24 protein-coding genes are annotated in these 26,356 nt (G+C 44.3%); 12 read left to right on the forward strand and 12 right to left on the reverse strand.

The annotated features are described in order from the left end of the window. Positions 1-8: 8 nt before the first annotated feature. Positions 9-1,454: a metalloprotease TldD gene (gene tldD / locus IQO02_RS03825; RefSeq protein WP_016796057.1), complete on the forward strand. Its 1,446-nt coding sequence runs from the start codon at positions 9-11 to the stop codon at positions 1,452-1,454. A gap of 110 nt (positions 1,455-1,564) precedes the next feature. On the opposite strand, the gene IQO02_RS03830 is transcribed toward tldD, so the two are convergent. Beyond that, a complete protein-coding gene (locus IQO02_RS03830; RefSeq protein WP_010434391.1) occupies positions 1,565-2,944 on the reverse strand; it encodes a PhoH family protein in 1,380 nt (459 codons plus the stop codon). Between the two features lie 465 nt (positions 2,945-3,409). Here IQO02_RS03830 and rapA point away from each other — a divergent pair, with 465 nt between their 5' ends. After that, positions 3,410-6,319, forward strand: a complete 2,910-nt coding sequence (gene rapA / locus IQO02_RS03835; protein ID WP_010434393.1) for an RNA polymerase-associated protein RapA — start codon at positions 3,410-3,412, stop codon at positions 6,317-6,319. 110 nt (positions 6,320-6,429) lie between these two features. Here rapA and IQO02_RS03840 read toward each other — a convergent pair whose 3' ends face one another. After that, on the reverse strand, positions 6,430-7,707 hold the full coding sequence (locus tag IQO02_RS03840) for an NRAMP family divalent metal transporter (protein WP_010434396.1): 1,278 nt from the start codon (positions 7,705-7,707) through the stop codon (positions 6,430-6,432). A 156-nt stretch (positions 7,708-7,863) separates the two neighbouring features. Here IQO02_RS03840 and rluA point away from each other — a divergent pair, with 156 nt between their 5' ends. Together rluA and IQO02_RS03850 are read left to right on the forward strand one after the other, a co-directional pair. Continuing rightward, positions 7,864-8,598: a bifunctional tRNA pseudouridine(32) synthase/23S rRNA pseudouridine(746) synthase RluA gene (gene rluA / locus IQO02_RS03845; RefSeq protein ID WP_016788306.1), complete on the forward strand. Its 735-nt coding sequence runs from the start codon at positions 7,864-7,866 to the stop codon at positions 8,596-8,598. Positions 8,599-8,632: 34 nt separating this feature from the next. Further along, on the forward strand, positions 8,633-9,634 hold the full coding sequence (locus IQO02_RS03850) for a D-2-hydroxyacid dehydrogenase (protein ID WP_016792995.1): 1,002 nt from the start codon (positions 8,633-8,635) through the stop codon (positions 9,632-9,634). Positions 9,635-9,707: 73 nt separating this feature from the next. Here IQO02_RS03850 and IQO02_RS03855 read toward each other — a convergent pair whose 3' ends face one another. The 4 genes from IQO02_RS03855 to argR form a co-directional block, all read right to left on the reverse strand. Then, entirely contained in the window at positions 9,708-10,145 is a 438-nt protein-coding gene (locus IQO02_RS03855; RefSeq protein WP_010434405.1) for a universal stress protein, read from the reverse strand. 107 nt (positions 10,146-10,252) lie between these two features. Next, complete coding sequence (locus IQO02_RS03860; protein ID WP_016796055.1) at positions 10,253-12,832, reverse strand: TRAP transporter permease; 2,580 nt, start codon at positions 12,830-12,832, stop codon at positions 10,253-10,255. 251 nt (positions 12,833-13,083) lie between these two features. Next, positions 13,084-14,052, reverse strand: coding sequence for a TAXI family TRAP transporter solute-binding subunit (locus tag IQO02_RS03865; protein ID WP_010434410.1), 969 nt, complete (start codon positions 14,050-14,052; stop codon positions 13,084-13,086). 343 nt (positions 14,053-14,395) lie between these two features. Further along, the gene (gene argR / locus IQO02_RS03870; protein ID WP_010434411.1) at positions 14,396-14,866 is read right to left on the reverse strand and encodes a transcriptional regulator ArgR; all 471 of its coding nucleotides are present in this window, start codon (positions 14,864-14,866) and stop codon (positions 14,396-14,398) included. Positions 14,867-15,217: 351 nt separating this feature from the next. Here argR and mdh point away from each other — a divergent pair, with 351 nt between their 5' ends. Together mdh and IQO02_RS03880 are read left to right on the forward strand one after the other, a co-directional pair. Further along, positions 15,218-16,153, forward strand: a complete 936-nt coding sequence (gene mdh / locus IQO02_RS03875; protein WP_010434414.1) for a malate dehydrogenase — start codon at positions 15,218-15,220, stop codon at positions 16,151-16,153. Positions 16,154-16,277: 124 nt separating this feature from the next. Continuing rightward, positions 16,278-16,469, forward strand: coding sequence for a hypothetical protein (locus IQO02_RS03880; RefSeq protein WP_016792996.1), 192 nt, complete (start codon positions 16,278-16,280; stop codon positions 16,467-16,469). A 100-nt stretch (positions 16,470-16,569) separates the two neighbouring features. Here the strand turns inward: IQO02_RS03880 and ispB are convergent, their stop codons facing one another. Continuing rightward, the gene (ispB, locus tag IQO02_RS03885; RefSeq protein WP_016789716.1) at positions 16,570-17,541 is read right to left on the reverse strand and encodes an octaprenyl diphosphate synthase; all 972 of its coding nucleotides are present in this window, start codon (positions 17,539-17,541) and stop codon (positions 16,570-16,572) included. A 268-nt stretch (positions 17,542-17,809) separates the two neighbouring features. On the opposite strand from ispB, the gene rplU reads away from it, so the two are divergent. From rplU to folA, 6 genes are all read left to right on the forward strand, one after another. After that, positions 17,810-18,121 carry a 50S ribosomal protein L21 gene (gene rplU / locus IQO02_RS03890; RefSeq protein WP_004740823.1) on the forward strand — a complete coding sequence of 104 codons (312 nt, stop codon included), beginning with the start codon at positions 17,810-17,812 and terminating at the stop codon, positions 18,119-18,121. A 19-nt stretch (positions 18,122-18,140) separates the two neighbouring features. After that, positions 18,141-18,398: a 50S ribosomal protein L27 gene (rpmA, locus tag IQO02_RS03895; protein ID WP_004735905.1), complete on the forward strand. Its 258-nt coding sequence runs from the start codon at positions 18,141-18,143 to the stop codon at positions 18,396-18,398. Between the two features lie 325 nt (positions 18,399-18,723). Then, on the forward strand, positions 18,724-19,896 hold the full coding sequence (gene cgtA, locus IQO02_RS03900) for an Obg family GTPase CgtA (protein ID WP_010434429.1): 1,173 nt from the start codon (positions 18,724-18,726) through the stop codon (positions 19,894-19,896). A 166-nt stretch (positions 19,897-20,062) separates the two neighbouring features. Continuing rightward, positions 20,063-20,830: a threonine/serine exporter family protein gene (locus IQO02_RS03905; RefSeq protein ID WP_010434431.1), complete on the forward strand. Its 768-nt coding sequence runs from the start codon at positions 20,063-20,065 to the stop codon at positions 20,828-20,830. Beyond that, positions 20,830-21,303: a threonine/serine exporter family protein gene (locus tag IQO02_RS03910; protein ID WP_016767785.1), complete on the forward strand. Its 474-nt coding sequence runs from the start codon at positions 20,830-20,832 to the stop codon at positions 21,301-21,303. The genes IQO02_RS03905 and IQO02_RS03910 overlap by 1 nt, the downstream gene beginning before the upstream one ends. A gap of 40 nt (positions 21,304-21,343) precedes the next feature. Next, entirely contained in the window at positions 21,344-21,823 is a 480-nt protein-coding gene (folA, locus tag IQO02_RS03915; protein ID WP_016792997.1) for a type 3 dihydrofolate reductase, read from the forward strand. Between the two features lie 109 nt (positions 21,824-21,932). On the opposite strand, the gene IQO02_RS03920 is transcribed toward folA, so the two are convergent. The 5 genes from IQO02_RS03920 to surA form a co-directional block, all read right to left on the reverse strand. Continuing rightward, positions 21,933-22,736: a symmetrical bis(5'-nucleosyl)-tetraphosphatase gene (locus IQO02_RS03920; RefSeq protein WP_016767784.1), complete on the reverse strand. Its 804-nt coding sequence runs from the start codon at positions 22,734-22,736 to the stop codon at positions 21,933-21,935. 31 nt (positions 22,737-22,767) lie between these two features. Further along, a complete protein-coding gene (gene apaG / locus IQO02_RS03925; RefSeq protein WP_016767783.1) occupies positions 22,768-23,148 on the reverse strand; it encodes a Co2+/Mg2+ efflux protein ApaG in 381 nt (126 codons plus the stop codon). 98 nt (positions 23,149-23,246) lie between these two features. Continuing rightward, complete coding sequence (rsmA, locus tag IQO02_RS03930) at positions 23,247-24,062, reverse strand: 16S rRNA (adenine(1518)-N(6)/adenine(1519)-N(6))-dimethyltransferase RsmA (protein WP_010434444.1); 816 nt, start codon at positions 24,060-24,062, stop codon at positions 23,247-23,249. Further along, positions 24,059-25,048, reverse strand: coding sequence for a 4-hydroxythreonine-4-phosphate dehydrogenase PdxA (gene pdxA / locus IQO02_RS03935; RefSeq protein ID WP_016767782.1), 990 nt, complete (start codon positions 25,046-25,048; stop codon positions 24,059-24,061). Before pdxA ends, rsmA begins: the two co-directional genes overlap by 4 nt. Then, positions 25,038-26,333, reverse strand: a complete 1,296-nt coding sequence (gene surA, locus IQO02_RS03940; protein ID WP_010434450.1) for a peptidylprolyl isomerase SurA — start codon at positions 26,331-26,333, stop codon at positions 25,038-25,040. Before surA ends, pdxA begins: the two co-directional genes overlap by 11 nt. Positions 26,334-26,356 lie beyond the last annotated feature (23 nt).

Raw genomic sequence — 26,356 nt, forward strand, 5'->3', positions numbered from 1 at the left:
AGCCATTTATGAGCATTAATCAAATTGAAGAAGCGCTACTGAACCCGACAGGGCTTACGGAGCAAAATATCGCAGATACATTGGCGAGCATTGCTACCCGCCAAATTGATTATGCTGATATCTATTTTCAGTCAAGCTGGCATGAATCCTTGGTGCTAGAAGACAGCATCATTAAAGACGGTTCTTTCAATATTGACTGCGGTGTTGGTGTGCGAGCGGTATCGGGAGAAAAAACCGGTTTTGCTTACTCTGATCAAATCCAACTAGACGGTCTTAAGCAGAGTGCGATTGCTGCGCGTGGTATCGCTAAGCAAGGTCAAAACGGCAAGATACAGGCCTTCAAACGCAATTCTAACCAAGCTTATTACGATGCTGTTAACCCACTCGCTAGCTGGGAAAAACAACAAAAAACAGAATTACTCAAAGCGCTTGATGCTTATATTCGAACTAAAGAACCGATGGTTACTGAGGTTTCGGTGAGTTTAAGCGGTGTGCATGAGCAGATGCTGGTTGCTGCAACTGACGGCACTTATGCTGGTGATATTCGCCCGCTGGTTCGTTTGTCTATTAGTGTACTGGCACAAAAAGGCGATCGTCGTGAGCGCGGTAGTGCTGGCGGTGGTGGTCGTTTTGGTTATGACTTCTTCCTAAGTGATGCTAATGGCTCTCAGGTTGCTTATCAATTTGCAGATGAAGCGATTCGCCAAGCTTTAGTTAACCTCGAAGCGGTTGCGGCACCTGCAGGTGCGATGCCTGTAGTATTAGGTTCTGGCTGGCCAGGCGTTTTACTGCATGAAGCGGTAGGCCACGGTTTAGAAGGCGACTTCAACCGTAAAGAGTCGTCAGTATTTTCTGGTAAAGTTGGCGAACAAGTTACATCAAGCCTATGTACGATCGTTGATGATGGTACATTGACTGACCTGCGCGGTTCATTGAACGTTGATGATGAAGGCGTTAATGGTCAGTACAACACGCTGATCGAAAATGGCATCCTAAAAGGTTACATGCAAGATAAGCTTAATGCTCGTTTAATGGATGTAGCACCTACGGGTAACGGTCGTCGTGAGTCTTACGCACATCTTCCGATGCCGCGTATGACAAACACTTACATGCTGCCGGGTGAGCACACACCGGAAGAGATCATTGCTACTGTTGAGAAAGGCATCTACGCGCCGAACTTCGGCGGTGGTCAGGTAGATATTACTTCTGGCAAGTTCGTGTTCTCAGCTTCTGAAGCGTACATGATTGAAAACGGCAAAATTACTCACCCAGTGAAAGGTGCAACGCTGATCGGTTCTGGTATTGAAGCGATGCAGCAAGTGTCTATGGTGGGTAACGACCTTAGCCTAGACCGTGGTGTGGGTGTGTGTGGTAAAGCAGGCCAAAGTGTCCCTGTTGGTGTTGGTCAACCAACATTGAAGCTAGACTCGCTAACGGTGGGTGGTACTGAGTAATTCAGAAGAATCTCTGCCAACTTACTTCAAAAGATTAAATTGAAAAGCGCCTCCAATGTGAGGCGCTTTTTGTTTTTAGATTACGGATTCAGTGTGAGTGTATCGAGTTGCTACATGTTCTCTTCGGCAAACTCTGCCAGTCGGCTACGTACCACGCCATTGAGGTGGATATTGGCACTGCCTTCGAAGTTTTTAAAACGCTCAACCATGTAGGTTAAACCTGAAGTCACAGGGGTTAAGTAGGAAGAATCTATTTGGGCTAGGTTTCCTGAACAGACAATCTTGGTGCCTTCACCACAGCGGGTGATGATGGTTTTGATTTGTGAAGCGGTTAGGTTTTGGCACTCGTCGAGAAGAACGAACGCATTTTGGATCGAGCGGCCACGCATAAAGTTGATCGATTTGAATTGGATATTGGCTTTATCACAGATGTATTTCATTGAGCCTTCTGTGCAATGATCATTTTTGTGTAGCGCCTCTAAGGTATCCGTTACTGCTGCTAACCATGGCAACATCTTTTCTTCCTCGGTTCCGGGAAGAAAGCCAATCGACTCGCCAATATCGGGCGTGTTTCGAGTTACGATGATCTTATCGAAATGTTTACGCTCAATGGTTTGCTCTAGCGCTGCAGCCATAGCTAACAGTGTCTTACCACTCCCTGCAGCCCCCGTTAGGATCACAAGGTCAATATCGGGATCGAGTAGGGCGTCGATCGCCATACCTTGATAGATGTTCTTAGGTGTAATATCCCATGCTCTTCGGTTCATCAACCGTTCACGACTAAGATCTCTCAGAGTGATGGTTTCGGTTTCAATCTCTTCGACCCGAGCGGCAAAGTCACTCTCCTCGTCAATCACATATTGGTTGAGAAAGGTTGGCTCGAAAGGTGCTCTTGCTAGAGTGTGTAACGTCTTTCCCCCTAGAGCCTTACTCTCGACATTATCAATGCCATCCCAAAATGCCCCTTCGAGTTGCTGAAAGCCTTTAGTCAGGTATTGGATATCATCGATCAATTGGTCTGTTTGATAATCTTCAACGAAGCGAACACCTGCGCCTTTGGCTCGCAAGCGCATGTTGATGTCTTTGGTGATGAGAACCACTTCACGTGGCGCGCGTTTGTTTTGAAGGTAGAGGACGGCGTTGAGGATTCGATTATCGCCTGCCTTATCATCAGCGAAGGCCTTAATGCTTTCTTGAAGTTCGTAGTCTGCGAGTATGGAAATACTGCCGGATGCGTTTATTTCTTTAGAGAAAGGAATGCCTTCCGAGATTTGATCGGGTGTGGCTTCCCTGAATAAATCTTCGAGCGTGCGAATCGCAATTCTCGCATCTCGAGCAACGTCTCTTTTACTGTCTTTGATTCTGTCGAGTTCTTCTAGCACGGTCATCGGGATAACGACATCGTGCTCTTGGAAAGAAAATATAGCGAAGGGTTCGTGAAGTAGGATATTGGTGTCTAAAACAAATAGCTTCCGGTTGGTCTCGCCCATAGCATCTCCTTGCCGTCGTACGGCTTGCTTTGCATTCATTGAACGTAGATAAAGCTCATATAAAGATTAGTAGCTCATTCTGGTGATAGTCAACTACTTACCTAAACTTCATCTAGAGGAATATCGACATATCGTTGTGAGTGAATATGGCGTGTTCATTTAAGAGCAGCAATCTGCTACCTATAGATTAACCATGATTTTTTGACAGTTTGATTGCATTGGCGAAAACAGAAAAAAAGTGTGAAATCATCGCCTTTAGGCGTGACCTAAATCACAGCATCGAGTAATATTAGCGACCTTTTTCTGCACCATTTTCTTGAGATATTTATTATCGAGAGCGCACTTAAAAAGTGGCTGCAAACTAGGCATTTTTGGCTATATTTTTAATGCAGGAGCGATAACGCTCTTGTTTAAATTGCAGTTCAAATGACCAAATTCCAACTATAAGATTGAGGTAGTCGATTCATGACATTTGCTTTGGGGCAACGCTGGATAAGCGATACGGAGAGCGATTTAGGTTTAGGTACCGTTGTAGCAATGGATGCTCGTACAGTGACACTAATGTTTGCAGCGTCAGAAGAAAACCGTGTCTATGCACGTACTGATGCTCCCGTAACCCGAGTAACGTTTAATGTAGGCGATGTCATTGAATGCCAAGAAGGTTGGTCTTTATCTGTCGAAGAAATTATCGAAGATAAAGGGCTGCTGACGTATTTAGGTACGCGTGAAGATACTCAAGAAACAGAGGTGACTCTGCGTGAAATCTTCTTAAGCAATCAAATCCGCTTTAATAAGCCGCAAGACAAACTGTATGCGGGCCAAATCGACCGTATGGATAACTTTGTGTTGCGTTACCGCGCGCTAAGCAATCAATATCAACAACACAAGAGCCCAATGCGTGGCTTGTGTGGTATGCGAGCAGGCTTAATTCCTCATCAGCTGTATATTGCTCATGAGGTGGGTCGTCGTCACGCTCCACGTGTTTTGCTGGCCGATGAAGTGGGTCTAGGTAAAACCATCGAAGCGGGCATGATCATCCACCAACAAGTTTTGTCTGGCCGTGCTGAACGTATTCTTATTGTGGTACCTGAAACTCTGCAACACCAATGGTTAGTAGAGATGATGCGCCGTTTCAATCTGCACTTCTCTATCTTTGACGAAGAGCGTTGTATTGAAGCCTTTGCAGAATCAGATAACCCATTCGATACACAACAATATGTTCTGTGTTCTTTGGATTTCCTACGTAAGAGCCGCAAGCGCTACGAACAAGCACTTGAGGGTGAGTGGGATCTGTTGGTTGTCGATGAAGCGCACCACCTTGAGTGGAGCCAAGACAAACCAAGTCGCGAATACCAAGTGGTTGAAGGTTTGGCTGAAAATACCTCTGGCGTACTGCTACTGACAGCAACGCCTGAGCAGCTTGGTCGTGAGAGCCACTTTGCACGTCTGCGTCTTCTGGATCCTGATCGCTTCTACGATTACGAAGCATTCGTTGAAGAAGAAGACCAATACGCACCGGTTGCTGATGCAGTTACTGCACTGTTCTCTGGCGTGAAGCTTGAAAACAGCGCGAAGAACCAGATTACTGAACTGCTTTCTGAGCAAGATGTTGAGCCTTTGTTCCGCATCATTGAAGGTGATAGCAGCGAAGAAGAGCAAGCGTTAGCTCGTCAAGAATTGATTGATAACCTTATGGATCGCCATGGTACAGGTCGTGTTCTATTCAGAAACACACGTGCTGCAATCAAAGGTTTCCCTAAGCGTAATGTAAACTTACTGCCGATGGAAATTCCAACGCAGTACACAACTTCGATGCGCGTATCTGGCATGATCGGCGGCAAGATGGCTCCTGAAGCTCGTGCGATGAAGATGCTGTATCCAGAAGAGATCTTCCAAGAGTTTGAAGGTGAAGACTCAAGCTGGTGGCAGTTCGATTCACGCGTTAACTGGTTGATTGAAAAGATCCAAGACAAGCGCAGCGAAAAGATCCTAGTAATCGCTTCGCGTGCGAGTACGGCTCTTCAATTAGAGCAAGCACTGCGTGAACGTGAAGGCGTGCGTGCAACCGTATTCCACGAAGGCATGTCGATTCTAGAGCGAGATAAAGCGGCGGCTTACTTTGCTCAAGAAGAGGGCGGTGCTCAGGTGCTTATCTGTAGTGAAATCGGGTCTGAAGGTCGCAACTTCCAGTTCGCTAACCAACTTGTGATGTTTGATCTACCGTTCAACCCAGACTTGCTTGAGCAACGTATTGGTCGTTTGGACCGTATCGGTCAGCTTCGAGATATCGACATTCATGTTCCTTACCTAAAAGGTACATCACAAGCGATTCTAGCGCGTTGGTTCGATGAAGGTTTGAATGCGTTTGCAGAGACTTGCCCAACCGGTCGCACGGTTTACGACAAGTACTCAGATGTTCTTATCGAGATGCTAGCTTCTGGTAACACAGAGCAATTGGATGAAGTGATTGAAGAGTCAGCGAAGCTAAACCAAAGCCTGAAATCAGATTTAGAAAAGGGTCGAGATCGCCTACTAGAGATGCATTCAAATGGTGGCGATAAAGCTCATGAGATTGCAGAAAAGATCGCGTCTACTGATGGCGACACTAACCTAGTTTCTTTTGCTCTGAGCCTGTTTGACACCATTGGCCTGAACCAAGATGACAAGGGTGAAAATGCGCTAGTTGTAACGCCGTCTGAGCACATGATGGTGCCAAGCTATCCAGGTTTACCTTATGAAGGGGCAACGATTACGTTTGATCGTGATACTGCGCTGTCTCGTGAAGACATGAACTTCATTAGCTGGGAACACCCAATGATTCAGGGCGGTATTGATCTGCTACTGAGTGAAGGTGTCGGTGCATCAGCGGTATCGCTACTGAAAAACAAAGCGCTGCCAGTGGGTACTATCTTGCTCGAGTTGGTTTACCTTGTGGATGCGCAAGCGCCAAAGCGCAGCGGTATCAGCCAGTTCTTACCTAAGACGCCAATTCGTTTGATGATGGATGGCCGTGGTAACGATTTATCTGCTCAGGTTGAGTTCGACAGCTTTAACCGTCAACTAAGCCCTGTAAACCGTCACTTAGCGAGCAAGCTAGTGAACTCGGTACAAGGTGAGATTCACAAGCTAATTGAAGCGGGTGAGACGCACGTACTTCCTAAAGTGGAAGAAGTGCGTGAACAGGCTCAACGAGATATGCAGACTAACCTGAACGGTGAATTAGAGCGTCTACAAGCGCTTAAAGCCGTGAACCCTAATATTCGTGATGAAGAGCTAGAGGTTATCGAAGCTCAAATCAATGAACTGACAGGTTACATCAGCAAAGCTCAGGTTCAATTAGATTCACTACGTTTGATAGTGGTTTCTCACAACTAGTTTTGAATTAGTAAATGCTTTAACAAAAGAAGGCCTTCATGATGAAGGCCTTCTTTTTATCTAGCGTTTGAAAGGTGTTTTGATTGTTGAAAGGTGCAATGGTAAAGGAATTACATTAACCATTTCCACCAAACAAATACGGCTAGGAAACCAAATAGGTAAATAAGACCTGCGACAGACAACCATTTTAGCTTAGTGCCAATCGCGAGCGCTTTTGGAAGCTTTGTTTTACTGACTAAGATGAAGTTAAGCAATGCGAAGAATGGCGTAGTTGCAAAAGCAAGTACCATCGCGAAATCAAGCATAGGCATTAAAGCAGCACTGAAGAACATCACGATGGAGAGTGCTGCGAGAGAGACGATGACGATCCAACCCTGTAGCATTTTTGGGCTGCTTTCTTTTTTAAGCAATAGACGTTGTGATTCAGCAAGCACGCGTGAATAACCATCGATAACGGTAATGGTGCTGCCAAAGATACAGAAGAATGCGATCAGAGCGATTAATGGACGAGACCATTCACCAATCGTCGAAGCGTAGATACCCACCAATTGATGAGTGAAGCCAACACCAGAGCGAGACAGTTCAACACCTGAACCGTGAAGGACTAGCGCACCTAAAGCAACGAATACTAAAGCAAGCAGTGCTGTACCAATGTAGCCGACATTGAAATCGAACAGGGCTGATTGAGCGGTCACTTCTTGTTTCTCTTTTTGGCTTTTTAGCCACATAGAAGTGATGCTTGAGATCTCGATAGGAGCTGGCATCCAACCCATGGTTACCACGATAAAGCCGATAGCAGCCAATGACCAAGGCGACGGTGGAACAAAAGCCGCATCAGGTTCAACGGGAGAGCCAATCGCAATGGCGACTGCCGCTAAGGTTGTGATGGTCAGTATCGCCATGATCGATTTAGATAGCGTGTCGAGAGCGCGATAATGGCCGGCGAATAGAATGATTAAGCATGTCGCTAAAACGATCATGCACAATGTGCTGGTGGCCAAATCAAAAGGAACAAAGTAGCTAAGTAAGCTTGCACTGAATAACAGTAAGGCTGCGGTATTCACAACGGCTGAAATAGCACTCAAAATAGAAAAGATCACAAGGTAAGGGCGACCTAAGTTAGAGTAACCTTCCACCAAGCTTTGACCCGTTCCCAATGTATATTGGATGCCGGCTTTAAAGAACGGGTACTTAAATAGGTTCACGAGGATAATAAGAGCGGCAAGTTGCCAGCCATATATCGCACCAGCTTTAGTGGATGCAACTAAATGTGAACCTCCCACAGCAGCTGCTGCCATCATAATACCTGGGCCAAGAGACCGAATTAACGTTGATAGGGGAGCAGAGGTTTGTGCTTTTGTTGTTGTAGTTTTAACCGTACTTTCCATCATTTTTCCTTTGATGCTGACTTCTTATTTTCCGTTCCCCTATCAATACCATGTTTTGTAAGGTCGTCAACTTTTATGTACAAAAAAGACTTAAATTGTATTTTTTAATAAACAACTTGACCATAAGTTATTATTTAACAGTAACTAGAGGCTAGAATGGCGTTAGAACATTACGCACCACCGCGTGACCCCTGGATTGATATTGTTTATCAAGATGACGATATTCTTGTGGTAAATAAACCTGCTGGCTTACTTTCAGTTCCTGGGAGGTTACCAGAGCATTACGACAGTATGTGGAGTCGCCTAGTCGTGGATTTTTCAGATATTCAGGTGGTGCATCGCTTGGATATGTCGACATCGGGCTTGATGCTGCTCGCTAAACACAAACAAGCTGAGCGTCATTTGAAGAAGCAGTTTCAATATCGACTGACACACAAACTCTATTACGCGCGAGTATGGGGCCGATTGGAAAAAGCAGAAGGTTTGATTGATCTGCCACTCATTTGTGATTGGCCAAATCGACCGAGACAAAAAGTGTGCTTCGAGGATGGAAAACCCTCTCAGACTCGTTATATCGTCGAACAACAAGAGCCTCAAACCACACTGTTGAAGTTACTTCCTATTACGGGTCGTTCCCATCAGTTACGCGTGCACTGCATGGCGCTAGGGAATCCAATTGTAGGCGACGAGTTTTACGCAACGTCAGATGCGTTTAATTATAGCGATAGGTTAGCTTTGCACGCTTGTGAATTGAGTTTTTATCATCCGAGCACCAATCAATTATTCAAAGCCTTTGTCCCTTGTGACTTTTATCCTCAAGCACGAGCGCAAATTGAACAGCACTTTGAAATTGCGCCAGAGCTTCCAGACTACAGTAAGCTAAAAGCTTAGAATGACTCAATTGACATAAACTCAAGGACGTACAATGCCGAAGTTGAAAGTGGTCTTTCTCGACAGAGCCACCATCCCATCTCAAATCCATTTAAAACCGCTCAGCTTTGAACATGAGTGGTTGGAGTATGATTTTACAGCTCCCGATCTAGTTGCAGAGCGAGTCCTGGACGCGGACGTGATTATCACCAATAAGGTTGTGCTCAACGCAGACAATTTATCTCAAGCACAACAACTTAAGTTAATAGCGGTTTCTGCGACGGGTGTGAATAACGTTGATGTTGATTACTGCAATGAGAAAAACATAGCAGTGGCTAATATCCAAGGTTATGCGACTCAATCGGTGCCCGAACATGTAATCGCGATGCTATTTGCGTTAAAGCGTAATCTCGTTGGTTACCATCAAGATATTGAAGCTGGTGAGTGGCAAAAGGATAAACAGTTCTGTTTCTTTACCCATCCGATTCAAGATATCGCAGGCAGTAAATTGGGCTTAATGGGCAGTGGGAGCTTAGGACAAGCAACTGCCGCACTGGCTAAAGCGATTGGAATGAAAGTGATCTTCGCAGAACGTAAAGGGGCTGATTCTTGTCGAGAAGGGTATCTGCCTTTCGATGCTGTCTTACAGCAAGCCGATGCGATCAGCTTACATTGTCCGTTAACCGAAGCAACTCGCAATTTGATTTCAGAGCCAGAGCTAGCAATGATGAAACCAAGTGCGGTATTAATTAATGCGGGGCGTGGAGGGCTTGTCGATGAACAAGCTTTGGTTGAGGCTTTGGTCAATCATCAGATTGCAGGTGCGGGTATGGATGTGTTTACACAAGAGCCTGCGGACAAGTCGAATCCACTATTGGCTAACAGTCACTTATCCAATTTACTATTAACGCCTCACGTGGCATGGGGCAGTGACAGCTCAATTCAAAAACTGTCGGATATCTTAATGGATAACATCGAGGCATTTGTTGAGGGTAAGCCACAGAACTTAGTGAGTGAGTTCATTCATGATATGAGTGTCTTCATGGACGCTAATTAAGCGTTGCAGAAACAAAAAGGTTGGCTTTTAGGCCAACCTTTTTAGGTGTTTATCTTAACGTTTATCGAACGGGTTAGCCTTGAGGCTTAACCACTAACACATTGATTGGTGAGTTCTGTACGACTTTACTCGCGACTGAACCCAGTACAACTTTGTCGATTTTTGAACGCTTGTGGCTAGGCATGACGATAAGGTCGGCACCAAGTTTTTCAGCGTAATCTAGGATCGTTGTGTAGGTTTTGCCTTCGGCAACATGAACCTTATACACCACTTCATCATCGATGTGCTTATCGGCAAACTCTTTCAGCTGATTTTTAACATCGAGCTTCATTTGGTTCGCCGCATCTTTTGGGAAGTAAGACGCAACCATCGACATGTGAATGCCAGGTAGTACGTTCAGAATATGGATCTCAGCATTGCTGTGTTTTGCGTGCCATACCGCTAGCTCGACAGCTTTGTCTGAAAAGCCTTTGTCGTTAAGATCTACGGGAACAAGGATCTGTCTATACATGTATTCGTCTCTTTTTGAGCAGCGCTAAGTAAACACCAAACGCTGTAATTATCTTTTCCATGTAGTAAAAAAGCCAAATAGAGTAGAGCGCTACTTGGCTCTATCCATTACGCGCTAATCTCATCCTTACGAGCACGCCTTCTTTGGTTCATTGCTAAACCAATCAAAATCAGTAGGGCAGGCAAGAACACCCACTCTTTCATTGGTCGATCTGCATCTTGGATAACGGATTTAATTTCCCAATCAAAGTCAATACCAGCGGCTTCTGCAGGGCTACCGAACTCAACCATATCAACAATCATTTTGTCGTCAGCTTGTGTCAGCATTAAGCCCATTGAAGCAATACGGTCTTCACTTGTTGTTGCAGAATCTTCAAACGGAAGGCGAACTGTCTTCTCAGAATAGTTACCTTCTAAGTTTTCACCACCTACTCTCAATTCAAGTGATTGTCCCACAGATAGATTCTCTGTGATTTGAGCGATCTCAACTCCTGGTGAAAGAACTTTCTCTGGATAGATCATGTCCCACCAGAAACCAGGGCGGAAGAAAGAGAAGGTTAGAATCAACAGCAGTAATGTTTCCCACCACTTGTTCTTAGTAAACCACCATCCTTGTGTTGCTGCTGCAAAGATAAGTACTGCAGTAACAGAGGAGAAGATAGTCAGCGCTAAGTGCCACCAAGAATCAATCCCCATTAACAGTAGTTGGGTGTTGAAAATAAACATGAATGGCAATATCGCGGTCCGGATATCGTAGGTAAAACCTTGAATACCAGTGCGAATTGGGTCTGATTTCGCAATCGCGGCGGCAGCAAAGGCTGCCAAACCTACTGGAGGTGTATCATCCGCAAGAATACCGAAGTAGAACACAAACAAGTGAACCGCAATCAATGGAATGATTAGGCCGTGTGCTGCGCCCAGGGTAACAATGACCGGAGCCATCAAGGTTGAAACAACAATGTAGTTCGCTGTGGTTGGTAAGCCCATACCTAAGATTAAGCTGATTACCGCGGTAAACAACAGCATAAGAATGATGCTACCGCCTGAGATAAATTCAACGAAATCGGTCATAACAAGGCCGATACCGGTCAGAGTTACTACACCTACAACGGTACCAGCAGCCGCTGTTGCTACGCCGATACCGATCATGTTACGTGCGCCTGAAACCAAGCTCTCTGCGAGGTCAACGAAGCCCGCTTTGGTTTGTTCTGCAAGATCGTTCGATTTGTTCATCAGAGTCATCAAAGGACGCTGAGTGATCAAAATGAAGATCATGAAAACTGTTGCCCAAAATGCAGATAGACCCGGAGAGAAGCGCTCAACGGTTAGACACCATACTAGTACGACAATCGGTAGTAAGAAGTGAAGACCTGATTTAATCGTTGGGCCTGGGTCTGGAACCTCAGTAAGCTCAGCATCGATTTCCATGCCGCCTTCAGCGGCGTACTTTGCTGATACGCGAACGAGGGCAACATAAGCGATCAATAGCGCTACTGTCACGATTGGTGTTGCAGCATCGCCAAAGACATCTTTTGTCCAACCTACACCGTAATAAACCGCAGCGCTAATCACACATAGCCCAAGAATGGTACCCGTGAAGGAAAGTAGGCTTTGTACAAGTGTCGGTGTGTGACGGCGAGGTAAGCCAGTCATGCCCGCTTTACATGCTTCTAAGTGAACGATGTAAATCAGAGCGATGTAAGAGATTAGAGCGGGCAATAGTGCTGCTTTGATTACTTCTACGTAAGAAATACCCACATACTCAACCATCAAGAAGGCTGCTGCACCCATGATAGGTGGTGTTAATTGACCATTCGTTGAAGCCGCGACTTCTACCGCACCTGCTTTAGTACCTGGGAAACCGACACGCTTCATTAGCGGGATAGTAAAGGTACCTGTGGTTACCACGTTGGCGATAGATGAGCCTGAAACCAGGCCGGATAGGCCAGAAGCGACAACGGCTGCTTTCGCTGGGCCGCCTTTCATGTGGCCAAGTAAGGAAAACGCGACTTTGATAAAGTACGCGCCGGCGCCTGCTCGTTCTAGCATTGCACCAAACAGTACAAACAAGAATACAAATGATGTTGATACGCCAAGTGCAACACCGAATACACCTTCAGTTGTTAGCCACAGGTGCGACATTGCCTTGTTTAGGCTCGCACCTTTGTGGGCAATAACGTCTGGCATGTGAGGGCCGCCAAAGGTGTAAAGTAGGAATACTGCTGCCACAACCATAAGAGGTGGACCTAAAGCGCGTCGTGTTGCTTCAAGCAGTAGAATCATTCCGAAAACGGCCGCAATAATATCAAATGTTGTTGGTGCGCCCGAACGTTCAGCGAGTTCAGTGTAGAAAATATAGATATAAGAAGCTGAAAAGCTACCAACAAGCGCTAATATCCAGTCGACAGCAGGGATGCGATCCCGAGGCGAATTTTTCATGGCTGGATAAGCGGTAAAGGCTAGGAAAATAGCAAACGTAAGGTGAATTGCTCGAGCTTCAGTGTCGTTTAAAATTGCGAAGTTAAAAATGAACGGCAGCGGAGATGCATACCAAAGTTGGAACAGTGACCAACATAGAGGCACAAACCATAAAATACGGCCTTGGATACCGTGAGGGCTACGCGCACCAGTATCTGATTGTGCCACCATTTCTTGCACATCTGGAGACGGTGTTGTTGTCTGCGTCATGTACTTTATCCTTTTATTGATGGTCTGCCTTTCTTACGAACAACGAGACATTATTTATCCCTTATCTAGTGTAGTGAACTGACAGGTAAATGCGTTTTTGTTCGTCTTTGTCTTAGGCTTGATACGAAGGTAAGTTCTCCAAATTGGAGAAACTTAAAGGTTTGCTCTTTTCACTTGGGTTATTTTTATAAACGTGAAAAGCCAATAAGGAGGGCATGCCTCCTTATTGGTAGAGTAAGCTTAAAGTAGAGTTACTTTAGAAGACCTACTTCTTTGTAGTATTTTACTGCGCCAGGGTGAAGTGGGATAGAGATACCCGCTTTAACCATGTCTTCTTTCTTCAAGTTAGCAAATGCTGGGTGCAGGCGTTTGAATGTAGCGAAGTTTTCAAATACTGCCTTAGCAACGTTGTATGCAACTTCTTCAGAAACGTCTGAAGTCGTTACCATTGTTGCAGCAACACCAAAGCTGTTTACGTCAGCGTCTGTACCACGGTACATGCCAGCAGGAACTGTGCTGTAAGCGTAGTATGGGTTTTCAGCTACGATCTTGTCGATCTGTGGACCTGTTGCTGAAACCAGTTTTGCATCACAAGACGTTGTTGCTTCTTTGATTGATCCGTTCGGGTGACCAACCATGTAGATGAATGCATCAATCTTGTTATCACAAAGTGCTTGCGAGCGCTCAGAACCTTTTAGTTCAGAAGCAAGCTTGAAGCTGTCGTTAGTCCAACCCATAGCGTCCATTACAACACCCATGGTTGCACGATCACCAGAGCCTGGATTCCCAATGTTTACACGCTTGCCAGCAAGGTCAGCAACATTGTTGATACCAGCATCGGTGCGAGCGATGATGTTGAACGGTTCTGTATGTAGAGAGAACATAGCGCGAAGTTTCTTGTATTCGCCCTGATCTTTGAACTTACTTGTACCGTTGTAGCCGTGGTATTGCCAGTCCGATTGAACAACACCGAAATCAAGTTCACCAGCACGGATGGTGTTAACGTTGTAGATTGAACCACCAGTAGACTCTACAGAACAACGGATGTTGTGGTCTTTGCGGCCCTTGTTCACTAGCTTACAAATTGCACCGCCAGTTGGGTAGTAAACACCTGTAACTGAACCAGTACCAATTGTGATGAACTCTTGAGCGTTAACTGCGCCAGCGCCCATTACAGCAGCTGCAATAGCACCAACTTTAATCAGTTTGGTAAATGCCATGAATTTCCCTTCCTTTATTCATTATTAACCCTGAAACAAGTGTAGTTGTTTCTGGAGTTTCCTATTTGGAAACGGCACCTTTTTCAATCCATGTGATGAAAAAGTGTCTGAATAATATCAAAAATTGGCAGAAAATTACTCGAATGTTAAAAGATATAGCTAATAAATCTAACAAATGAGGCTTAGATATCGTGTTTAATTTGCTACTGATTTTTTTAAAATCAATGGTTTAGTGTAGATAACAGGGGGAGGGGGGATATATTCTAGGATGTGATTTGGATCACGAAGTAAATAGATATTCATGATCCATTAGTACGGTTGATAGTTATGAAACCGGGAACAATTAGCCAGCGTATTCAAACAGTTCGCATACTGAATCGAACAATTGCTTAGTGGTGACCGTCAAGGTTGGGGTGATGAAGATTGTATCATCGCCTGCGACTACACCCAGTATGCCTTCTGACTTACCTAATGAGTCTAATAAACGAGCGATAAGTTGTGCAGCACCAGGGCCTGTGTGTATCACAACTAATGCATTGTTGTGGTCAATATCTAGTACTAACTCTCTTAAAGAGCTAGAAACTGTCGGAACACCAAGTTCAGCTGGAAGGCAGTAAACCATCTCCATTTTTGCATTGCGAGTTCGAACAGCACCAAACTTGGTTAACATACGCGAAACTTTGGATTGGTTGATGCTTTCAAAACCTTCGTGTTTGAGGGCGTCAACAATTTCACCTTGCGAACCAAAACGTTCTTCTTTTAATAGAGCTTTAAAAGCGCGAACTAAGTTGTCTTGTTTTTCTGTATTGCGCATATGTCATTCTTATTCATTAACAAAGATATTTGCATATTCTCGCATACATATTCAATTTTAGCCAAAGTATCCCAGTAATTTGTTAGTCATATCACTGTAAATTTTTAATAGAATAATGTGTTATTTGCGACGAGTTATTTTGTTATTTCAGTCGATTATCGCCATAATGCGAACTCGCTGTGTAGCACGGTTTTATTGACTTGCGCGAAGTCGCAAAGCTGGCGTTAATTGATTGTAATCACTTTGTGATTAATATAGTTTTTTAACGATAATTTAGCTTTTTAGCCTTAATCTAGCTCAAGAACTACCCTACAAAGAATTTATAAGAGAAAGCTCTCAAGGAGAATAACAATGAAAGTAGCTGTTATTGGTGCCGCTGGTGGCATCGGTCAAGCCCTAGCCCTATTACTTAAGAACCGTCTACCTGCTGGTTCAGATCTTGCACTTTACGACATTGCACCGGTAACACCGGGTGTAGCTGCCGATCTTAGCCATATCCCAACCCCTGTTTCGATCAAAGGTTATGCGGGCGAAGATCCAACACCAGCACTAGAAGGTGCGGATGTTGTACTTATTTCTGCGGGCGTAGCTCGTAAGCCTGGTATGGATCGTGCGGATCTTTTCAATGTTAATGCTGGCATTGTTAAGTCTCTAGCTGAGAAAATTGCAGTTACTTGTCCTACAGCTTGTGTTGGTATCATTACTAACCCAGTAAACACAACAGTGCCAATCGCTGCTGAAGTACTTAAGAAAGCGGGCGTTTACGACAAGCGTCGTTTATTCGGTATTACGACTCTTGATGTGATTCGTTCTGAAACGTTCGTTGCTGAGCTTAAAGATAAAGATCCAGGCGATGTTCGTGTTCCTGTTATCGGCGGTCACTCAGGTGTTACGATCCTTCCTCTTCTTTCTCAAGTTGAAGGCGTAGAGTTCACTGATGAAGAGATCGCAGCGCTAACGACTCGTATCCAAAACGCAGGTACTGAAGTTGTTGAAGCTAAAGCGGGTGGCGGTAGTGCTACTCTATCTATGGGTCAAGCGGCTTGTCGCTTCGGTCTTGCTCTAGTGAAAGCGCTTCAAGGCGAAGAGAACGTGATTGAGTGTGCATACGTTGAAGGCGAAGGCGAGCACGCACCATTCTTCGCACAACCAGTTAAACTTGGCAAAGAGGGCGCAGAAGCGATCCTTAGCTACGGTGAGTTGAGCGACTTCGAACGCAACGCACTAGACAGCATGCTAGAAACGTTAAATGGCGATATTGAGATTGGTGTTGAATTCGCTAAATAAGTGATAGATAACTAAACTCTGCTAAAAAGACAGTTAACGAAAGCCGATCCTTGTGATCGGCTTTTTTGATCCTTTAGCTCAAGCGATTCGTAACGGTCTCTATAGCTAAGTTAGAGGAAAAGTTATGTCTAGTGTTCAAAAAGGAATGAATGTCGAATATTTAGGGCGTTTGGGGAAAATATTGGTTATTGATGAACAAGAACAATTTGCCCTAGTGGAGACTTACAGCGGACAATTCCAGTACGCAGTGCCAATGGCTGAGCTTGAAGAAATTGAAACTGAGCAGCCGTTATCTCTAAAGTCGAGCAGATATTGATTGGCTTTAACTCGCACAAGACGTTAAAACCAAAAAAGAGCCCTGAGGCTCTTTTGTCTATTTATAGCGTGTCGTTATTCTACTGCTAATGACGTCGGAATCACTTACTACGTTTAACAGCAAGATGTGCGAGCGTAATTAATGCTTGCTTATATTCTGAGTCAGGAAGCACAGCAAGCTCAGTTATGGCTTTATCTGCTTCTTCATAAGCTTTATTTGTAGTGTACTCCAAAGAACCTGTTTCTTTCATAACAGCCATAATATCGTCAAGACGTTCCATGCCATTGGCTTTTTCAATAGCCTCACGAATCATACTTGCTTGTTCTGGAGAGCCATTATGCATTGCGTAAAGTAGAGGCAGTGTTGGTTTGCCTTCGGCAAGATCGTCACCAACGTTCTTACCCATCTCTTTACCATCAGCTGTGTAATCCATCACATCATCAATCAGTTGGAATGCGGTACCTAGATATTTACCGTAGTTCTGCATTGCTGTTTCGATTTCAGGTGACGACTCTGTGAGAATTGCGCCGATTTGTGTTGCAGCTTCAAACAGGCGAGCTGTCTTAGAGTAGATGACTTGCATGTAGCTTTCTTCTGTGGTGTCGGGGTTGTTACAGTTCATCAATTGTTGAACTTCACCCTCGGCAATCACGTTTACCGCTTCACTCATTAGCTCGAGGATCTTTAAAGATCCTAGCGTTGTCATCATCTGGAATGAGCGAGTGTAAATAAAATCTCCAACTAAAACGCTAGCGGCATTACCGAAAGCAGCATTGGCTGTCGCTTTACCACGTCGCATGTCCGATTCGTCGACGACATCATCATGAAGCAAAGTTGCTGTGTGAATAAATTCAATAAAGGCCGCAGAGGTGATATGAGCTTCACCTTGATAACCAAGAGCACGAGCAGATAAAAGAGCAAGCAAAGGACGTAGGCGTTTGCCACCGCCGCTAACGATATAAAAACCAAGCTGGTTGATTAAACTTACGTCAGAATTAAGTTGGGCTTGAATTGTTTCATTCACTTTTGCCATATCATTGGCAGTAAGCGTTTGGATAGCTTTAAAATCCATTGTTCATCCGGCTGAAGTTAGACCCTGTAAGGCTTATACGTTGTATTTAATTGTTGAATAATACACTAAAAAACGTTGATTAATACATCACTTAAGGGCATCATTGCCGCACTTTTCTTTGGCGAACATGTTTTCGCCAATATTTTAAAAATATGGCTTGTCATAGCGCCATGATTCCCGTAGAATCTGCGCCCTATTGATTAGTTTAGCGCACACCCGAGTTGTACAATTAACAACCATAGGCTGTGCGGAAAAAGCGGAGTAAAATATGTACGCTGTTTTCCAATCTGGTGGCAAACAACACCGAGTAAGCGAAGGTCAAACACTTCGTTTAGAGAAATTAGACGTTGAAACTGGTGCAACTGTTGAATTTGATAAAGTTCTTCTTGTTGCTAACGGCGAAGAAATCGCTGTTGGTGCACCTCTTGTAGAAGGTGGTAAGGTTACTGCGGAAGTAGTACAACACGGTCGTGGCGATAAAGTAAAAATCGTTAAGTTCCGTCGTCGTAAGCACTCTCGCAAGCAAGCTGGTCACCGTCAGTGGTTCACAGAAGTGAAAATCACTGGCATTAACGCTTAAGTATTAGGAGAGTTTAACAATGGCACATAAAAAAGCTGGCGGTTCTACTAATAACGGCCGCGATTCAGAAAGCAAACGTCTTGGTGTTAAGCGTTTTGGTGGTGAATCTGTTCTTGCAGGTAACATCATCGTTCGTCAACGTGGTACTAAATTCCACGCTGGCACAAACGTTGGCATCGGTAAAGACCATACTCTTTTCGCTCTTACTGAAGGTAAAGTGAAATTTGCAGTAAAAGGTCCTAAAAACCGCAAGTTTGTAAGCATCGAAGCTGAGTAATTTAATCTTTAACTAGATTATTTATACTAGCTTTCAAGCTGAATTCAAAAGCCCTGCCGATTCGGCAGGGTTTTTTATTTATAGCGAGAATAAAAAAGTAGACGCTCTGGCTTGGGTTTTGAGAAGCTGTATGGCTTTTTGATAAACAGTTCGGTTTTTAAAAAGCAGCTTGGTTTTTAAAACACGTAAAGCAAAGAACCTCTCCTTATTTGTTCCTTGATTGCAGATCGATCTAGATCTTAGGTGATCGATCTAAACTCGGATCTGCTAGAATTTATATCACTCCTTGATGAGTGGTAACGCAACGTAAGTGCGGAGTTAAAAAATGAAATTCGTTGATGAAGCATCAGTAAAAATAGAAGCCGGTGATGGCGGTAATGGTACAGTCAGCTTTTGGCGCGAAAAATTCGTTGCTAAAGGTGGTCCTGATGGCGGTGATGGTGGTGACGGCGGTGATGTTTACATTCAAGCTGATGAAAACTTAAATACACTGATCGATTATCGTTTCCAACGTTTTTACAGCGCTGAACGTGGCGAGAATGGCCGCGGTGGCAACTGTACTGGTAAACGTGGTAAAGATATTACACTGAAAGTACCTGTAGGTACTCGTGCTGTTGACATTCACACTAATGAAATCGTTGCTGAAGTTGCTGAACACGGCAAGAAAGTAATGGTTGGTAAAGGTGGTTGGCATGGTCTTGGTAACACGCGCTTTAAGTCGTCTGTTAACCGTGCTCCTCGTCAAAAGACAATGGGTACTAAAGGCGAAGTTCGAGAACTACGCTTAGAGCTTCTTCTATTGGCTGATGTTGGTATGCTTGGCTTACCAAATGCAGGTAAATCTACCTTTATTCGCTCAGTATCTGCTGCGAAACCAAAAGTGGCTGATTACCCATTTACTACGTTGATCCCAAGTTTGGGTGTGGTGAGTGTCGTTCCTGAGAAGAGTTTCGTTGTTGCCGACATTCCTGGTCTAATCGAAGGCGCAGCTGATGGCGCAGGCCTTGGTATTCGCTTCTTGAAACACCTTGAGCGTTGTCGTGTTCTTCTGCATATGATCGATATTCTGCCGATTGACGGCTCTGATCCTATTCAGAATGCATTGACGATCATTGATGAGCTTGAGCAATACAGTGAAAAAGTTGCACAGAAACCACGTTGGTTAGTGTTTAACAAAGTTGACTTAATGCCTGAAGAAGAAGCTGATGAAAAAATTCAAGAAATCGTTGAAGCTTTGGGTTGGGAAGGCGAGTACTTCAAGATCTCTGCAGTGAACAAAATCGGCACTAAAGATCTTTGCTTTAAACTGGGTGAGTTCATGGAGAACCTACCTCGTGAAGTTGAAGCAATTGAAGAAGAAGAAAAAGTTAACTTTATGTGGGATGACTACCATAAAGATGCAATGAGCGGTAAGAACGTCGTAACTGAAGATGACGACGACTGGGATGATTGGGATGACGAAGAAGATGACGGTCATGTTATCTACGTTCGTGACTAATCCTCGCTGTTTCTTATGCGCACTTTAGTCACTTTTTCTAAGATACGCTGATAGTTTTATTAAACCGCAATGAAAATTGCGGTTTTTTTGTATCTAAATCATGACGTCTCGCTATTTTTTATGCAAAATTTATCTTTAGATAATTAACGCCTATGGGAAGGAAATCATGGCATCGAAGCAAAGAGCGATCTCAAGACTCGTCGCTCAATCAGGACAAATGTTATTAGCACATGGTGCAGAGAGCACATTAGTCGGCGATATTATGCGCCGTATCGGTATCGCTTGTGGGGTGAATGAGGTTGAAGTTGCACTGTCAGCCAATGCGTTGGTCGTGACAACAGTAATGGATGACCATTGTATAACGACAACTAGAAGCTGTGCTGATCGTGGCATTAATATGCAGGTGATAACAGAGATTCAACGTGTTTGTATCATGATGGAGAAAGGGATTCTTGATTATGATTTAGCTTACAAGAAGATCCAAGGGATCAGCCCTGAACGTTATAACCGTTGGCTGGTTGTAGTGATGATTGGATTATCATGTGCTTCTTTTAGTCATCTTGCTGGCGGCGATTGGCACGTGTTCATCATGACCTTTATTGCATCCGCTTGCGGCATGATCGTAAGACAAGAGATTGGTCACCGTCACTTTAACCCACTACTAAATTTTGCCATTACGGCATTCGTTACTACGACCATCTCTGCTCAGGCGGTGCTCTACAATATTGGTGGTCAACCCACCATCGTGATGGCTTCGTCAGTATTGATGCTAGTGCCCGGTTTTCCCTTGATTAACTCTGTTGCGGATATGCTTAAAGGCCACATCAATATGGGGTTGGCTCGTTTTACCATGGCCAGTCTATTAACCCTAGCGACAAGCTTAGGTATTGTTGCAGCGATGAGCCTTTCAGACGTGTGGGGGTGGGCAAGCTAATGACTATCTTTGAATTATTGGTAGGCCTTCTGAACGATATGTTTTTTGCGGCGATACCTGCCGTCGGCTTTGCATTGGTCTTTAACGTACCACAACGTGCGTTGATCTACTGTGCTCTCGGAGGGTCTATTGGCCACGGTAGCCGTTATTTAATGATGCATTTCGGCATACCTATTGAGTGGGCGACGTTCTTCGCGGCTACATTGGTAGGGATGATTGGAGTCCATTGGTCACATAAGCTCTTGGCACACCCTAAAGTGTTTACCGTCGCAGCGCTGATTCCCATGGTACCTGGTGTGTTTGCCTTTAAGGCGATGATTGCCATGGTTGAAATTAACCGGGCAGGATACAACCCGGAGTTATTGGCTTTGTTGATGGAGAACTTTTTGAAATCGATGTTTATTATCGCAGGGCTTGCGGTTGGCTTAGCGGTGCCCGGCCTGTTATTCTACCGCCGTAGACCTATCGTCTAGCTTCAATTTCACTCTCAAGTAAGGACAGGACCTTCGATTTATGATCATCAGTATGATAGCGGCAATGGCAGACAATCGTGTAATCGGTAAAGATAATCAGATGCCCTGGCATTTGCCTGCGGACTTTGCATGGTTTAAGCGCTCAACCATGGGTAAACCGGTCGTGATGGGACGTAAGACCTATGAATCTATTGGACGTCCTCTACCTGGTCGATTGAATGTCGTAATCAGTCGCGATGAAAACTTAGAGATTGAAGGTGTGACGACAGTTACTTCGATTGAACAAGCATTAGAACTGCTAAATGATGCTGATGAAGTGATGATTATTGGTGGCGGTTCAATTTATGAGAGTTGCTTACCTAAAGCTGACAAACTGTACCTGACTTACATCGATTTCGTTGTTGATGGAGATACTCAGTTCCCTGAGTGGGGAGAGGATTGGAAGCAAGTTTTTAGTGAGACTTATCAATCGGATGAGAAGAATAAGCACAACATGGAGTTTGTTATTCTCGAACGTTAGATTGAGGTTTAAGTCGTAATATCTTGATGCATGCTTGCGCTATTTAGCTATTTAGCTATTTAGTTATTTAGTTATTTAGCTATATCGCAAGCATGATTTTTTCGTGTTTTTATAGTGCTTCTTGAGTAAAAAACTGTCTGTCTTCCCAGCGCAGTGCCGTCAATTGTCCTCCCCAAACACACCCTGTGTCTAAACCAATCACATCTTTCCCTGAGTAGCCTTCTAATGCAGCCCAGTGTCCAAATAAAACCGTCTTATCCAGTTCTATACGTTGTGTAAGGTCAAACCAAGGTACCAAAGGCTCAACGGTAATTTCGTTTGGTGGAAGTTTACAGGCCATATCAAGTCGACCATCAGTAAAGCAAAATCGCATTCTAGTCAGACTGTTGATCGCATAGCGATAGCGCTCAATGCCTTCTAAATCTTGATGCCATAAATCAGGCGTATTGCTGTACATATTCTCGATAAGCCATTGCCATTGTTCTGATTTTAATAAGTCAGCTATTTCTCGGCTTTCGATACGTGCTCGTTCTAGATCCCATTGCGGTGAGATACCTGCATGAGACATTACGAACTCTGAATGTTCCTGAATTAAAGGTTGTTGCCTTAGCCACTCAAGTAACGTCTCCCTATCTTCTGCATCAAGGATAGTTTGAGTTTTATCTTTTGGCTTAGCCGAAAATAGCCCTAAGGAAACCGCAAGTAGATGCAAGTCATGATTGCCTAATACAACCTTAGCTGCGTCACCAAGGTTGCGAATAAAGCGTAGTGTCTCCAATGATTTAGGACCTCGAGCGACTAAATCACCAGCGACCCATAAAGTATCTTTGTGTTTATCAAAACTGATAGTTTCAAGCAGCAACTGAAGTTCGTCGAAGCACCCTTGAATGTCTCCGACAATGTAATTCGACAAAATAATTTCCTGTAAGTAGTAGAGGTGTGTACTAATTAAGAATGTTAGGGATGGCGAGCCTGAACGGGTCGACTTCAGTTATGAAATCGATGCCTTTGTGATCAGTCATAACATAATGACCTTGCATAACACCCACAGGAGTTTCGATGACGGTACCACTGGTGTAAGTATATTCATCGTTGGCTTCAATCACAGGTTGTTGCCCAACCACACCATCACCTTCAATAGTGAGTTGTTTACCGTTGGAGTCAGTAATTAGCCAGCGACGTGACATAAGTTGTACCGTTGTTTTACTGAGGTTTTTGATGGTAATGATGTAAGCGAAGACGTAGCGGTTCTTCGTAGGTTCAGATTGTTCCTCTATGTATTTAGAGTGAACCTGACATTTGATACAAGGCGTAGATATATCCATATTCGCACCTTTTGTTGTTGGTATGCTAAGGGCAAAAGACCCTATAAAAGTTTTACATAAAAAACAGGCCCCTCACCGTAGTGTAGGAGCCTTTTGACTTATTTTTCAGTGTTGTGACTGTCATGCAACCAGTTCGCCATATCGACAAACTGTTCGAGCGTCAGGTTTTCAGGGCGCATGCCAGGGTTTACCCCTAACTCTTCAAGCACCTCTTTACTGATTAAGCTTTTGTAGCAGTTACGTACTGTCTTGCGACGTTGGTTAAAACCTTCGCGACATACGCGGTCCAACCATTTAAGATCTTTTGCCGGATAAGGCAGCACTTCATATGGCTGAAGGCGTACGACAGCAGAATCTACTTTTGGTGGCGGAACGAATGCTGTTGGTGGTACTTCTAGCACTGGTGTCACTTTACAGTAGTATTGAGCCATGACTGTTAGACGACCATAAGCTTTAGTGCCAGGGCCTGCTGCTAGGCGGTTCACCACTTCTTTTTGAAGCATAAAGTGCATGTCTTGCACATCTTTATGGAACTCAAAAAGATGGAACATCAATGGTGTAGAGATGTTGTATGGCAAGTTACCGAAGATACGTAGCTTGTTGTTTGGCTTAACAAGTTGTTCGAAATCGAACTTCATTGCATCACCTTCATAGATCGTTAACTTCTCAGCAAGATCAGGGTGATTACGCAGACGTTCAGCAAGATCTCTATCCAGTTCAATTACTGTGAATTTATCGACAAGTTTGCCAACAGGCTCTGTAATAGCACCAAGACCAGGGCCAATTTCTACCAAGTTTTGGCCTGGTAGTGGGTTAATACTCGATACGATGCCATCTATAATGTATGGATCGTTAAGGAAGTTTTGACCAAAACGTTTACGCGCTTTGTGCCCTAAGTGGACATCATTTCTCATTGCTTTTTCTCTACTAATTCAATGGCGTGCGTGAGCGCTGTTCTAAAGCTCCCTGTATCGGCTTGGCCTTTCCCTGCCAAGTCTAAGGCGGTACCGTGATCGACTGATGTACGAATAAACGGTAAGCCTAGTGTGATGTTCACTGAGCGACCAAACCCTTTGTATTTCAATACAGGGAGTACTTGGTCGTGATACATACCTAAAACAGCATCTGCATCTTGCAAATATTTTTCATTAAAGATGGTGTCTGCTGGCAATGGGCCAACTAAATTGATGCCATCTTTCTGGCGAATTTTTTCTAGCGTAGGGGTGATGGTTTCTATTTCTTCACGGCCTAAACAACCATCTTCACCTGCATGTGGGTTTAAGCCACACACGTAGATAGTTGGTTTCTCTATTGCAAACTTTTCGACCAAATCTTTATTCAGAATCGCAATAATTTGCTCTAATCTGTCTTCGGTCACAGCTTGAGATACATAAGCTAGTGGGATGTGCGTTGTGACTAATGCAACACGCAGCCCTTCAGTTGCCAACATCATCACCACGAGTGGTGTATTGGACTTCTCTGCAAAGAACTCGGTATGACCGCTAAAAGCAACGCCAGCTCGGTTAATTACACCCTTGTGAACAGGGCCGGTGACAATAGCATCAAATTCGTCATTCATACAGCCAATTGCGGCGGTTTCTAAAGTATTTAATACGTAATGACCGTTAGCTTCGTTGAGTTGGCCTGCGATGGCGCTTTCAGCTAATGGAACGTGTTTCACTACTAAAGTACCAGAGCGTTGGGGTTGCTTAGGCGCCATTGGGTCGTAATCCAACAGCTCAACTTCAATCCCTAACATTTCCGCTCGCTGTGCGAGTAAATTTTTATCGGCACACACCACGAGTTGATGAGGCCAACTTTCTTGAGATAAAGCCAGAGTTAAATCTGGACCTATCCCTGCGGGTTCACCTGCGGTAATGACAAGGCGTTTAGTTGTCATTTTGGTCGTCCTCAACCATTTCAACAAAGGCACTTGCTCTTACTTCTTGTAGCCAAGCGCCAGCTTCTTCATTGAACTTACGGTTAAATAGTATTTGGTAAGCTTTGTTCTTCAAAGCAGAATCCGTACGATCAACTTCTCTGCGGTCTAATACTTCAACAATGTGCCAACCGTGAACCGTTTTAAATGGTGCGCTGATTTTCCCTTCAGGAAGAGTTTCTACTTGGTGTTTGAACTCTGGAACATATAAATCAGGCGTTTGATAACCTAGTTCGCCATCTTGAACTGCAGAACCTGGGTCTTGGCTGTACTGCTGAGCAAGCTCTCCAAAGGTCGCTTCACCAGCGTTCACGCGACGAGTGATTTCTTCAAGTTGTTCTTTGGCACCATCATCACTCAGGATTACGGTAGGTTTAATCAGGATATGACGTGCATTAACTTCGGTAACAGCAACGGTTTCTAAGCCTTTTACGTCTTCAATTTTTAAAATATGGAAGCCAACACCGCTGCGGAAAGGACCGATAATGCTGCCTTTGTTTTGCATTTTGATTTGGTCTGCAAAAATGGTTGGCATCTCTTCTTTTCGCATCCAACCCCAATCACCACCTTGTAGTGCTTTCGGGCCTTTAGAGTAAGTATAAGCCATGGTGCTGAAGTCTTTACCTGAGTTTAGCTCTTCAACTAAATCGTTAGCTTGAGCTTCTAGCTCTTCCTTTGTTTGGTCATCGTTAAAGCGAAGTTGAATGTGTCCAATTTTGTATTGAACGGTCGCGTTAGTTTCTTGCGCTAAGATGTCTGCTAGGTTATCGACTTCAGCTGGAAGAATGTTGATGCGGCGACGAACTAAGGCGTTACGAGCTTCACTGGCTGCAATTTCTTTTCTTACTTGCTCACGGAATGCATTGTAGCTAAGGCCCTCTTCTGCAACCGATGCGGTAAGTTGCTCTACCGTTTGATTGTTGTCTTTCGCGATACCTTCAATTGCCTGGTCAAGTCGAGCGTCATCGATACGAACGCCAATACGTTCCGCTTCTTGAGTTTGAATCGTATCAATGATTAATTTTTCTAGAACTTGCTCATTCAACACGTCTTGTGATGGTAATGTTTGACCGCTTTTCTTCGCGTTTGCACGTAACGTCTTCATTGAAGCGTCGATATCGCTTTGTAAAATTACGCCTTCGTTAACGATCACTTTTACGCTATCGAGTTCAACTGGCGCAGCATAGCTTACAGATAAAGTACAAGCCGATGCGATAGCGATTAATGTGCGTTTCCACAATGTCATGTGTAGTCCTTTAAATTTACTGA

The sequence above is a fragment of the Vibrio sp. OPT24 genome (assembly GCF_015163545.1).
GTDB lineage: Bacteria > Pseudomonadota > Gammaproteobacteria > Enterobacterales > Vibrionaceae > Vibrio > Vibrio cyclitrophicus.